At 46.5% G+C, this 12,519-nt stretch carries 12 protein-coding genes; 10 read left to right on the top strand and 2 right to left on the bottom strand.

What is annotated here, in order from left to right:
* Positions 1-30: 30 nt before the first annotated feature.
* The 6 genes from AN618_RS07750 to AN618_RS07725 all read left to right on the top strand — a co-directional run bounded on the left by AN618_RS07750 (position 31) and on the right by AN618_RS07725 (position 5,881).
* Complete coding sequence (locus AN618_RS07750) at positions 31-1,077, top strand: zinc-dependent alcohol dehydrogenase (RefSeq protein WP_066353675.1); 1,047 nt, start codon at positions 31-33, stop codon at positions 1,075-1,077.
* A gap of 29 nt (positions 1,078-1,106) precedes the next feature.
* Positions 1,107-1,910, top strand: coding sequence for a sugar phosphate isomerase/epimerase family protein (locus AN618_RS07745; protein WP_066353673.1), 804 nt, complete (start codon positions 1,107-1,109; stop codon positions 1,908-1,910).
* A 404-nt stretch (positions 1,911-2,314) separates the two neighbouring features.
* Positions 2,315-3,868, top strand: coding sequence for an acyl-CoA carboxylase subunit beta (locus AN618_RS07740; RefSeq protein WP_066353672.1), 1,554 nt, complete (start codon positions 2,315-2,317; stop codon positions 3,866-3,868).
* 20 nt (positions 3,869-3,888) lie between these two features.
* Entirely contained in the window at positions 3,889-4,278 is a 390-nt protein-coding gene (locus tag AN618_RS07735; protein WP_066353671.1) for an OadG family transporter subunit, read from the top strand.
* A 66-nt stretch (positions 4,279-4,344) separates the two neighbouring features.
* Complete coding sequence (locus tag AN618_RS07730; protein ID WP_066353670.1) at positions 4,345-4,740, top strand: biotin/lipoyl-containing protein; 396 nt, start codon at positions 4,345-4,347, stop codon at positions 4,738-4,740.
* A gap of 25 nt (positions 4,741-4,765) precedes the next feature.
* The gene (locus AN618_RS07725; protein ID WP_066353668.1) at positions 4,766-5,881 is read left to right on the top strand and encodes a sodium ion-translocating decarboxylase subunit beta; all 1,116 of its coding nucleotides are present in this window, start codon (positions 4,766-4,768) and stop codon (positions 5,879-5,881) included.
* A gap of 13 nt (positions 5,882-5,894) precedes the next feature.
* On the opposite strand, the gene pdxR is transcribed toward AN618_RS07725, so the two are convergent.
* Entirely contained in the window at positions 5,895-7,358 is a 1,464-nt protein-coding gene (gene pdxR / locus AN618_RS07720) for a MocR-like pyridoxine biosynthesis transcription factor PdxR (RefSeq protein WP_066353667.1), read from the bottom strand.
* A gap of 200 nt (positions 7,359-7,558) precedes the next feature.
* On the opposite strand from pdxR, the gene pdxS reads away from it, so the two are divergent.
* The 4 genes from pdxS (at position 7,559) to AN618_RS07700 (ending at position 11,978) form a co-directional block, all read left to right on the top strand.
* Entirely contained in the window at positions 7,559-8,446 is an 888-nt protein-coding gene (gene pdxS / locus AN618_RS07715; RefSeq protein ID WP_066353722.1) for a pyridoxal 5'-phosphate synthase lyase subunit PdxS, read from the top strand.
* A gap of 1 nt (position 8,447) precedes the next feature.
* The gene (gene pdxT / locus AN618_RS07710; protein ID WP_066353666.1) at positions 8,448-9,023 is read left to right on the top strand and encodes a pyridoxal 5'-phosphate synthase glutaminase subunit PdxT; all 576 of its coding nucleotides are present in this window, start codon (positions 8,448-8,450) and stop codon (positions 9,021-9,023) included.
* Positions 9,024-9,248: 225 nt separating this feature from the next.
* Positions 9,249-10,433 (top strand): M20 metallopeptidase family protein, encoded by a 1,185-nt coding sequence (locus AN618_RS07705; protein WP_083515122.1) that lies wholly within the window; start codon positions 9,249-9,251, stop codon positions 10,431-10,433.
* Between the two features lie 57 nt (positions 10,434-10,490).
* The gene (locus AN618_RS07700) at positions 10,491-11,978 is read left to right on the top strand and encodes an AbgT family transporter (protein ID WP_066353721.1); all 1,488 of its coding nucleotides are present in this window, start codon (positions 10,491-10,493) and stop codon (positions 11,976-11,978) included.
* Positions 11,979-12,349: 371 nt separating this feature from the next.
* On the opposite strand, the gene AN618_RS14005 is transcribed toward AN618_RS07700, so the two are convergent.
* Positions 12,350-12,519: zinc ribbon domain-containing protein (locus AN618_RS14005; protein WP_157081673.1), on the bottom strand; the 170-nt coding region annotated here is incomplete at its 5' end.

Genomic DNA, 12,519 nt, shown 5'->3' with positions numbered 1-12,519 from the left:
CCCTATATAAAAAATTGGAGGTGATAAAAAATGGAAATGATGAAGGCCGTGGTTTTTTACGGCCCTGGCGATATGAGATATGAAGATGTTCCAAAGCCCGTTCCTAAGGAAGGAGAGGTTTTGATAAAGGTTAAGTATGCTTCCATATGCGGGTCGGATATAGAAGAGTATAAGATAGGGTCAGACAGGGCAAGACCTCCGCTTATCTTCGGCCACGAGTTCTCTGGAGAGGTTGTTGAAGTAGGACCGGGAGTTTCAAAGGAAAGAATCGGACAGCGGGTGAGCGTAAACCCAATACTGTACTGCGGGAAATGCTATTACTGCAAAAAGGGATTGATAAATCTATGCAATAACAGGAGAAGCGTTGGAAGGACTTTAGGGATAGAAAGGAAAAGGTGTGACGGTGGATTTGCCGAGTACGTTTGCCTTCCTGAGTTTTCGTTAGTTCCGCTGAAAGAAGGGGTAACTTATGAGGAAGGTGCGCTGCTAGAGCCACTCGCGGTGTGTTACTGTGCTGCAAAAGAGGGGAATTTTGAAAAAGGAGAAAATGTTTTGGTTATAGGCACGGGTCCGATAGGACTGATGATAATACAGTATTTAAAAATACTGGGTTCTGGTAAAATTGCGGCGACAGATGTAGTTGATTTCAGGCTAGATGCTGCAAAAAAGTGCGGGGCTGATTACACGATAAATGTGAAAAACGAATCTCTCGAAAAAGCTCTTGAGTTGACAGATAACGTTGGTTTTGACAGGGTAATAGTTACGGCAGGCGCTCCAAGTGTCATAAATGACTCGATAAAGCTTGGGAGGAACGGCGGAGGAATAGTGCTGGTCTCCTTAATAAGAGAAAATGTAGAAATTAATCCAACAGACATAGTAGGGCGGAAACTTTCAATATACGGCAGTTATATGTTTACTAATGAAATGAATGAAGTGATGGATTTCATTGTTGAGAAAAAGTTGGATGTCAATAATATTATTTCATCGGTGCATCCTCTTTCGGAGACCCCTGAATTATTTAAAATGCTCGCATCCGGGAACAATCGCGAAATAAAGGTTTTGCTAAAAGCAGATTGATTTAAATTTGAAACAAGAGGTGGTCATTTATGAAAATGAAGTTATCTTGTTTTGGGAAAATAAAAGATATTGATGACATAGCTAGGGCTGGTTATGATTGTGCGGAATTGCAAATTAGAGAAATTATGGAATTAAGTGAAGATGAGTACAAAGAAGCACTGAAAAAGGTAAGGGATTCGGGAATTACGTGCGAAGTTTTTGATAATCCCATTCCCTTGACGGTATCCATAACTTCGCCCGATTTTGATATGAATTATTGGACGGAATACCTGAAAAAGGGCGCGTATAGGACAGCGGAAATGGGAGCTCGCTATTACGTGTTCGGCAATGGAAAATCCCGCAGCCTGCCTACGGAAGGTGACGTCAAAGGGGCCTATGAAAAGCTAATGACATTTTTGAATATCCTGTGCGATATAACTGCAGAGTACAACATAACTGTGCTTTTAGAACCCTTGGCTAATAGCATCACGAATTTTATAAATACGATTCCTGAAGCGGTGGAGTTCATCGAGAAATTTGGAAGGTACAATTTGAAAACCATGTGCGATTTTAGGTATCTTCCGGCAATGAACAGGGATGTGGAGGATATAGCAAACTACGAAAAATACATAAAGCACATTCATGTAGACAATCCCCTTTCGAACTTCCCAGAAAGATTCGTCCCCAGCCTGGATGATGGGTATGACTACACCCCCCTCATAAATGTTCTCAAGAAAATTTGCTACAAAGAAATCATCTCCATAGAAGCTAGCGTGTTTAAAGACTTTAAAGAAGACATAAAGAGAGGAATAGAATTTTTCAAGCATTTCGGCATAGAGCCTTACAGAAATTAGAGAAGTTGAGCAAATATTTTATCCTTGTAATTGCTTTACTTTAGAAAACCGAGGGGATAGAACAATTACGCTAGGGCCGAGAATGTTATTAGTGAAAACAAATGTCACGTTCACTTTGTTCTCAACTTTGTTGGGTCTATCCCCTCTTTGCTGTACTTTTAAGTATACAGTATGCTTATGATAATGCTCAGGCTTTATTATAATTGAATCCCTATAAAGTAAGTTTTGCGCCTAATATAAGGAACTGGGTATCTAAGAGGCCTTTTATTCTGCATAAAAGTTGCTCACTTATATAACTAACTAAATTCATGAATTTAATAAAGGCTGATACAAAAATTGGAAAGTAGAATTGCCCAATAAACATCAATTCAGATCCATAATATTAGGATAAAAGGGTGAAAGGCATGGAAACGATGGAACAAAAGCTTGAAATACTGAGGCAAAAGAGGGAAGAGGTAAGGCTGGGCGGCGGAGAAAAGAGGATAAAAAAGCAGCACGAAAGCGGAAAGCTCACAGCCCGGGAAAGGATAGAAAAGCTGCTCGACGAAGGGAGCTTCGTGGAAATCGACGCCTTTGTAGAACACCGCTGCATAGACTTCGACATGGCAGACACAAAAGCACCAGGCGAAGGCGTGGTCACAGGCTACGGCACCATAAACGGCAGATTAGTTTTCGTCTTTGCTCAGGACTTCACAGTAATAGGCGGGTCCTTAGGCGAAATGCACGCCGCAAAAATATGCAAGATCATGGACATGGCCATGAAGATGGGAGCCCCAATAATAGGCCTGAACGATTCCGGCGGAGCGAGGATTCAGGAAGGCGTAGATGCGTTAAAAGGTTACGGTGAAATATTCTTCAGGAACACGTTAGCCTCGGGAGTCATACCACAGATATCGGTAATATTGGGCCCATGCGCCGGTGGCGCCGTATACTCACCGGCCCTCACCGACTTCATCTTCATGGTAGACGGCATAAGCAAGATGTTCATAACCGGGCCGCAGGTAATTAAGGCGGTGACCGGCGAAGAGGTGAGCCCTGAAGAACTAGGAGGCGGCCTTGCTCACAACCAAAAAAGCGGAGTGGCCCATTTTCTGGCATCAAGCGAAGAAGAATGCATAGAGAGCATAAAAAAGCTTCTATCCTACATACCGTCCAACAACCTGGAGGACCCGCCCTACGTAGAACCGAGCGATGAAGCATACAAGATCATTGAAGAACTGAACACACTGATACCGACTGACCCTAACAAACCCTACGATATGAAAGAGCTGATAAAAAAAGTAGTTGATGACGGTGACTTCTTCGAAGTGCAGCCGCACTATGCGCAAAACATGATAACCGGCTTTGCCAGGCTCAACGGCAGGAGTGTGGGCATACTTGCCAACCAACCCAAAGTTCTAGCGGGCTGCCTAGACATAAACGCCTCCGACAAAGCGGCAAGGTTTGTGCGCTTCTGCGACGCCTTCAACATCCCATTGATAACCTTCACCGATACCCCTGGGTATCTGCCCGGAGTAGCCCAGGAACACGGCGGCATAATAAGGCACGGCGCAAAACTACTATACGCCTACTCTGAAGCCACCGTACCGAAGATAACAGTAATAGTTAGAAAGGCTTACGGCGGGGCGTATATAGCTATGTGCTCGAGGCACCTTGGAGCCGACCAGGTATTCGCATTCCCAACAGCCGAAATAGCCGTAATGGGGCCCGAAGGAGCGGCCAACATAATATTCAAAAAAGAGATAGAAGAATCGGCGGACCCCATAGCTACGAGGAAGGAAAAGATAGAAGAATACCGGGACAAATTCGCAAACCCCTATCAGGCGGCCAAGAGAGGATACGTTGACGACGTAATAGAGCCCTCAACCACCAGGATAAGGCTGATAAGCGCCCTTGAGATGCTGGCGAGCAAGAGGGAGAAGCGCCCGGCCAAGAAACACGGCAACATGCCCGTCTAAAGAGGGAAGGTGTATAAAATATGAACGACGTTACGAACGCCCTAGCAGAATCCCTAAAAACCGGCCTGTTGGGCATGGGAATAACCCTGATATCGCTATACATTCTATCATTGCTCCTTGACCTCATGAAGGTAATATTCTACAAGAAAGAAAAAGAAGAAAATAAAGTAGGCAAAAACGAACAAGAAGTAGCGAACAATTTCGATATAAGAGAAAAAGCTGTACTTGAAGAAAAAGAAGAATCCGAAGCGGTAGAAGAAGGCGAAGAACAACTGGTAGCAGTAATAACTGCAGCCCTTGCGGCATACCTTGGAAAATCTGCCGACCAGATAAAAATAGGATTTATCAGGCGGATTCACGAAAGGACCTCTGCCTGGGGCATGGAATCAAGATTCAATCCAATGGAGTAATCCAATTGAGTAATTTCTACCGCCGATAAAAAATAAAATAATCAAAAACAGAAAGGAGATTTACCTATGAAAAAATATAGAATCACAGTAAATGGAAAAACTTACGAAGTCGAAGTGGAAGAAATAACAGCACCTGCCCCTGCGCCAAAAAAGGAAACACCTTCTGTTTCCACTATTGAAGCACCAAAGGCTAAAGCAGAGCCTGCTCCCACACCTGCAGCCACACCCAAAAAAGCAACGCCAGCGGGTAAACTCACCATAAACGCCCCAATGCCCGGAACGATCCTCTCCATAAAAGCAAAACCAGGTAGTGCCGTCAAAAAAGGCCAGGTAATAATGATCCTTGAAGCCATGAAGATGGAAAACGAAATCCTCGCGCCGCAGGACGGTAAGATATTATCGATAGAAGTGACGGAAGGCAGTTCGGTAAACACTGGAGACATTCTTGCGGTAATGGAATAAAGAAGATGCGGGGAGGAGAACGGAATTGGTGCAGAGTATAATAAACTTTCTAAAAAGCACTGGATACTTCAACGTCACCCCCCAGCAGCTTGTCATGCTGCTCATAGCCTTCACGCTGATGTATCTTGCGATAGTAAAAAAATACGAGCCTCTGCTTTTGGTCCCCATAAGCTTCGGTATGATGCTGGCCAACATACCGGTAGCTGGCCTCATGGAACCCGGAGGATTTCTATACTGGATATACCAGGGGGTGAAACTCGGCGTATTTCCGCCCCTCATATTCCTGGGGGTGGGCGCTATGACCGACTTCGGCCCTTTAATAGCATACCCCAAGAGCCTTCTTCTAGGTGCGGCAGCACAACTTGGCATATTCATCACCTTTCTCGGCGCAACCCTTTTGGGATTTAACGTAAAAGAAGCCGCATCCATAGGCATAATAGGAGGAGCCGACGGTCCTACCGCGATTTTCCTGACGAGCAAACTGGCGCCGCACCTATTGGGTGCGGTAGCAGTAGCGGCCTATTCATACATGGCCTTGGTACCTGTAATCCAGCCCCCGATAATGCGCCTTCTCACCACCAAAAAAGAGCGGACTGTAGTAATGGAACAACTAAGGCCCGTATCGAAGACAGAAAAGATAATATTTCCGATAATAGTAACAGTGCTGGCAAGCTTTTTGGTGCCGCCGGCAACGGCTCTGATCGGATGTCTGATGCTTGGGAATCTTTTTAGGGAATGCGGTGTGGTGGATCGGCTGTCGAAGACAGCCCAGAACGAACTGATAAATATTGTGACGATATTCATAGGTTTAACTGTAGGAGCGACAGCAAGCGCGGAAAACTTTTTAAGGATTGAGACGATAGAAATATTAATATTGGGGATGGTTGCATTTGCGGGCGGTACTGCTGGCGGGGTGCTATTTGGCAAGCTGATGTATGTATTGAGCGGAGGTAAGGTAAACCCGCTGATAGGGTCTGCAGGAGTATCAGCTGTTCCTATGGCTGCACGGGTATCACAAAAAGTAGCACAGGAAGAGATGCCCGGCAACTTCATCCTCATGCACGCAATGGGGCCTAATGTAGCCGGCGTCATAGGTTCTGCAATAGTTGCAGGTGTGCTTTTATCGTTATACAGTGGATAATACCAACTACTTATCACAACAAGGGCTTATACATATCGCCTTTCAAGGGGTCTATGCGATACTCTTCCAGGAGTTCTGCAATGCATCCGGCTAGCAGTTTTATCCCTTCTTCGAGCTTTTCGGAAGGAATTTGTGCAATGCTGAGCCTGAAGCTCGTTGTCGGACGGCGGTCGGGATAGAAAAAGTCTCCCGGTGTAATCAGAATCCCGTTTTTTATGGCCTTGCCGTAAAGGTTCATGGAATAGCATCCGTCGGGGAGTGTTATCCAAAAGAAAAGCCCTCCTGAGGGCTTTGACCAATATACCCCGGCGGGAAAATGCTTTTTCATGGCCTTTAATGCAATATTCCACCTTTCGCGGAAAATTTCCCGCATTTTATCGGCGTGGTCGTAAAAGGAACCGTCCTTCAGCATGACATCGAGGGCCCTCTGGGCAAGCTCCGATGATGTTATATCGGAAAAATACTTCACTTCTTGCAATTTCTTTGAAAAAGGCTCCGGCGCGACTATGAAGCCCAGCCTCAATCCAGGCATGAAAAGCTTGGAAAAGCCCTTAATGTAAAAGACCCTGCCCTCGGCGTCCAGGTTCTTTAAAGGTAACGGCCTTTCTTCGTAGTAAAGGTCGTTCATGTGGTCGTCTTCTATAATTAAAAAGTCGTACTTTCGAGAAAGGGCTAAAAGCTCTTTCTTTTTTTGTTCCGAATAAGAATACCCCGTGGGGTTCTGAAAGTTGGGCATAGTGTAGAAAATTTTTGGAGGTTTGAGGCGGAGCCTTGCAACCAGCTCATCCATGTCCGGGCCGTCCTGGGTTAGAGGGATTTCCACAATCCTTGCCCCCCTGGATTTAAAAGCATCGATGGCGCCAGGGTAAGTAGGAGATTCGACAAACACTACGTCGCCGAAATCTAAAAGAGCTTTTGAAATAATATCGATCCCTTGTTGGGCACCTGAAACGACGTGAATTAAGTGCACGGGTACCTCTATGGCATATTCCTTGGCAAGGTATTTTCCCAAGGAATGCCTAAAAGGTAGATATCCTTGGCTTTCGCTATAGGAAAAGGCATAGCCTCCATCGCGGTCAAGTACCTTGTTTATAGCTCTTTTAAAATCTTCCACCGGGAAATATTCAGGAGGAATAAAGGCGCCGGCGAAGTCATAAGGTACCTGATGGACTGAAGATCTTTCTTCGGAAATGTCTTCTCTCATCTCTCCTTCGTTTATTGATTTTACCGCCGACCTTACGTAAGTGCCGCTGCCAACGCGGGAAACGACGTATCCCTCGCGCTCGAGAAGACGATAAGCATTTACTACGGTGACTGTATTGACTTTGAGCAGGGATGACAGCTTTCTTATGGTAGGAAGCTTTTCCCCGGGGGATAGCTTTTTTTCCTCTATCAGCCTTACAATGCCTTCATATAACTGGATGTACAGCGGCTTATCGGAGCCGCGATCCAGATGTATCGATACAAAATGGTCCATTTTAATATCACCACCGCATTGTAGCAAAAATGTATTGACAAACAATGTTCTAAAATAAGATAATATGTACGTACAGTTATTAAAACAACAATTGTTTCGATACAAAATTATACCACAAAAGTTTATTTAAAAAAATCATTGCAAAAATTTTTTTACCTAAGATGATGGGGGGAGAATGTGACATGGAAGGAAAGAGCATGATGGACACGAATGCACATCCCGACCGCTACAGTCTAAACAAAAACCTGGCCGAGATGGTGAAGGGCGGAGTGATAATGGACGTGACCACTCCAGAACAGGCCAGAATCGCGGAGGAAGCCGGTGCAGTAGCGGTTATGGCCTTGGAGAGGGTACCTGCTGACATCAGAAAGCATGGCGGCGTTGCGCGCATGTCGGACCCGAAAATAATAAAAGCCATAAAGCAGGCGGTAAGCATACCGGTAATGGCCAAATGCAGGATAGGCCACTTCGTGGAGGCACAAATCCTTGAAGCGATAGGGGTGGACTTCATCGACGAAAGCGAGGTTCTGACGCCAGCCGATGAGTTTTGCCACATAGACAAGAAGAAATTTAAAGTGCCCTTCGTTTGCGGTGCTCGAGACTTGGGCGAGGCCCTGCGCAGGATTGCCGAAGGAGCGGCCATGATAAGGACCAAGGGTGAAGCGGGTACGGGCAACGTGGTGGAGGCAGTGAGGCACATCAGGACGATCAACGCCCAGATTCGAAAGCTACAGAATATGCCGAGGGAGGAACTTATCACAGCAGCTAAGGAAATGGGAGCTCCTTACGAGCTCGTGCTTTACGTGGCCGAGCACGGCCGGCTTCCGGTGGTAAACTTTGCAGCGGGAGGTGTGGCGACGCCTGCCGATGCGGCCTTGTTGATGCAGCTTGGGTGCGACGGAGTTTTTGTGGGTTCGGGTATATTTAAGTCGGAAAACCCCGAAAAGAGGGCCAGGGCTATCGTGAAGGCCGTCGCCCATTATGACGATCCGGAGGTACTGGCGGAAGTATCGGAGGACCTGGGTGAGCCCATGCCTGGTTTGGAACTGGAGCGCCTGGAGAGCCGTTACGCCGAGCGCGGGTGGTAATATGAAAGTCGGGGTATTGGCCTTCCAGGGTGCGGTGCGGGAACACATTAATATGCTCAAAATGGCCGGCGCCCAGCCGGTTCCTGTAAAAAAAGAAGAAGAACTCAATGATGTGGATGCTTTAATCTTGCCTGGTGGAGAAAGTACCGTAATAGGTAAATTCTTGAGGGAGACAGGTCTCGGGAAAATCATTGTAGAGAAAGCCAAAAACGGCATGCCGATTTGGGGAACTTGTGCAGGTATGATCCTCCTGGCAAAAAAGATAGTAAACGAGGACTACGTGCACCTTGGCTTGATGGATATATGGGTCAGGAGGAACGCTTACGGCAGCCAGTTGGACAGCTTCATCGTAAGAAAACCCGTACCGGCTGTGTCGCCAAAACCGCTGGAACTGGTATTTATCAGGGCGCCTTACGCCGAAAAAGCATTGCCCGGCGTGGAGGTCCTGCTTGAGCTGGATGGGAAGATCGTCGCGGCAAGACAGAATAACCTATTGGCGACGGCTTTCCATCCCGAGGTAACGGATGACCCGAGCTTTCACAAGTTCTTTCTTGAAATGATACCTTCCAGCAAGTGAGCACCAACCTTTTCGGTTGGTGCTATTTTTATCTCACTAAAACCTAATTTATAAAAAGCCATAATCATGATTTTCAAGTATTATGAATTAAAAATACAGAAAAAATTTAACGTATTAAAGGGATAAAGGTAATTTTAAACTTTGAACAAACTATTTTCATCCTATATAATATCAGCTAAATATCAACTAAATATCAAAAAAATCTTTAGTAAAGGGGGTTCGAAGTTGGAAGATGTAAAGGCAAAGGTAAAGGAGATTTTTCCAAAAGTCCAGGAATTGCGAAGGGATTTTCATTCCCATCCTGAATTGGGATTTGAGGAGGTTCGCACCTCGAAAATAGTTGCCGAAATATTGGAGAGCCTCGGATTAAAAGTCCAAAAAGGTATAGCAAAGACCGGAGTTGTGGGGCTCCTCGATACCGGCAAGCCGGGTCCGACGGTAGCTCTGAGGGCTGATATGGATGCTCTTCCGGTGAGGGATGCGAAAAAAGTAGCCTACGCTTCGAAAGTGGAAGGAGCCTGTCATGCATGCGGTCATGACGGACACACGGCAATACTTCTGGGTGCTGCTATGATTCTTTCCTCAATGAAGGATAAATTCTCCGGAAAGGTGAAATTCATCTTCCAGCCGTGCGAGGAGCAGCTTCCGGGCGGGGCAAAGCCCATGATTGAAGCAGGGGTCCTTGAAGACCCGAAAGTGGACAATATTTTCGGCCTTCACCTCTGGACCAATTATCCTATTGGCACAGTGGGACTGAAAAGTGGCCCCTTGATGGCATCTCCCGATTCGTTTGAGATTGAAATTATAGGCAAAGGGGGTCATGGTTCGGCGCCCCACGAAGCCGTGGATGCAATAGTGGTTGCATCACAGGTTGTAATGGCTCTCCAAACCATCGTCAGCCGTTCGGTCAAGCCTATAGAACCGGCTGTGGTAAGCGTAGGAATGTTAAAAGCTGGTTACAACTTCAACGTAATTGCCGATGTGGCTACTATATCCGGAACCGTCAGAACATATAGCGAGGAAGTCCGCAACCTAATTCAGACGCGAATCGAAGAGATTGTTAAAGGAATTACGGCGGCTTACGGCGCCGATTACCGAATCAAATACACGAGGGGTTATCCGGCTGTTATAACCGACGAAAAGGTGACGAATTATGCAAAGCAAATCGCATCGGAAGTGGTTGGAGGTCAGAACGTAATTGATGCCGAGCCTGTGATGGGAGGTGAAGATTTCGCATATTATCTGCAAAAAGTTCCCGGCACTTTTGCGTTTGTCGGGGCAAGAAATGAAGAAAAAGGCATAAATAAACCACATCATCATCCGGAATTTGATATAGACGAAGAAGCCCTGGCCGTGGGCGTGGAGCTCATGGTTAGGTACGTAATGGAAAATGAGAGATTGAAAATATAAAAAACGGGAGAGGTGATTGGTTTGCAGGGTGAAACCGTAAAAAGCAGAAAGAGTTTGATGGATGGATTTTTGAACTTCGTGGAACGGGCCGGAAACAGACTTCCTGACCCGGCAACGTTGTTTTTTCTGCTCTGCTTAATCATAATTTTGCTTTCCCATCTTGCGGCAGTAGCCGGATGGCAAGCAGTCAATCCTGCCACAAATGAAGTGGTAAAAGCCGTAAGCCTTATGACCAGGGACGGCGTTGTAAAGATAATGACTCAGATGGTGAATAATTTTGCGTCCTTCCCGCCCCTTGGACTAGTTCTCGTTGTAATGATGGGTGTCGGGGTGGCGGAATACAGCGGACTCATGAGCGCTTTGCTTCGCAGGCTGCTTATCGGCGCTCCCACATCGGTGATAGTTCCAGCGGTGGTTTTCACCGGAATATTGGGCAACGCGGCCGGCGACTCAGCCCTCATAGTAATGCCGCCCTTGGCCGCCATGATATTCGCGAGTGTGGGGAAACACCCCCTCGTAGGGATTGCGGCGGCTTATGCGGGTGTGGCCGCGGGTTTCAGCGCCAATTTATTCGTAAATATGCTTGATGTATTGCTGGCCGGTTTTACGGAAAAGGCGGCTCAGATTATAGACCCCAAATACGTGGCAAATCCTGCGATGAACTATTATTTTCTGGCTGTTTCTACCATAATCTTAACTTTTGTTGGAACTTACGTTACGGTTAAGATTGTAGAACCGAGGATGGGAGTCTATCGTGGAAATGCTGAAAAATTTGAGCCACTTAACGAAACCGAAAAAAGAGCGCTGAGGGTTGCAGGGCTGGTTGCGTTAGCATATGTAGCAGTCATTGCATTGATGACCCTGCCGCCGAACGCGATTTTAAGGAATCCGGAAAATGGCTCCCTTATAATTTCGCCTTTTATGAATAGTTTGGTTCCGATTATGACCGGGCTTTTCATGTTTCCCGCTATAGGATACGGCATCGCTGCCGGTACCATCAAGTCCGATAAGGACCTGGCGTCAATGATGGCAAAAGCCATGAGCACCATGGGGTCATATATAGTTTTGGCGTTTCTTGCAGCTCAATTTATGGCGTTCTTCAACTGGAGCAATATAGGGACCATTTTAGCAATAAAAGGGGCGCAGCTGTTAAAAGACATCGGTTTTACCGGCCTTCCGCTGCTAATAGGCATAATAATCATTTCCACATCCATAAACCTTCTGGTGGCCAGCGCTTCTGCCAAATGGGCCGTCCTGGGGCCGGTTTTCGTTCCGATGCTGATGCTACTGGGTTATTCCCCGGCGCTGACGCAGCTCGCGTACAGAATAGGAGATTCGATTACAAATCCCATTACGCCACTACTTGCATACTTCCCCATAGTCCTCTCTCATGCGAAGAAGTATGACGAAAAACTTGGAATGGGCACTCTGATCTCATGCCTCCTGCCTTATTCAATATATTTTGCAATAGTATGGATTTTACAGCTTGCAGTTTGGTACCTGCTGGACCTGCCCTTGGGACCGGGAAGCACGATAAGGCTTTAAAAAAATATCCCCAACCGCTCCGGTTGGGGATATTTTTTTGATATTTGAAAAAAGCTGCCGGTTTTTAGAAAATATTGTGTAAAAGCTACGGTTTTTTCTCCGGGGAGTGATATGAGTTGAAGCATCATCTTAACAAAAATTTAATTATATCGTTCTTGCTGCCATTATCTATACGAGTTTTTCCTTTTCGCAGGCCGCAGCATATCCTGCGGATGTCGGAGGACATCAATACGTGACATCCTCCCCCTAATGAATTAGGGGGCATCCTAGCGCGGGATGGCGGCACACGCCGCAGGTTAGCCAGCACTCACCGGTCTACCCAGTTCATCGCCTTGGCCTTAAGGGGTGTCACGCTCCCTTTTCTCCCAGGGTCATGCCCCAAGAGCATCGAGCGCTTTTGCGGCTATGTTTATTGCCCCCACCCTATCCGCATCAGATTGGTAGCCACATTTTATGCATTTAAACCAGCCTTGGGCCTTACGATTATACCGGGAAGCATTCCCGCACTTCGGACAGGTCTTGGAGGTCTCCTTGGGGTCGA

Origin of the sequence: Fervidicola ferrireducens, from assembly GCF_001562425.1 — a bacterium.
GTDB lineage: Bacteria > Bacillota > Thermosediminibacteria > Thermosediminibacterales > Thermosediminibacteraceae > Fervidicola > Fervidicola ferrireducens.
The sequence above is the reverse complement of the archived record's forward strand: the minus strand, read 5'-3'. Positions and strand labels throughout refer to the sequence as shown.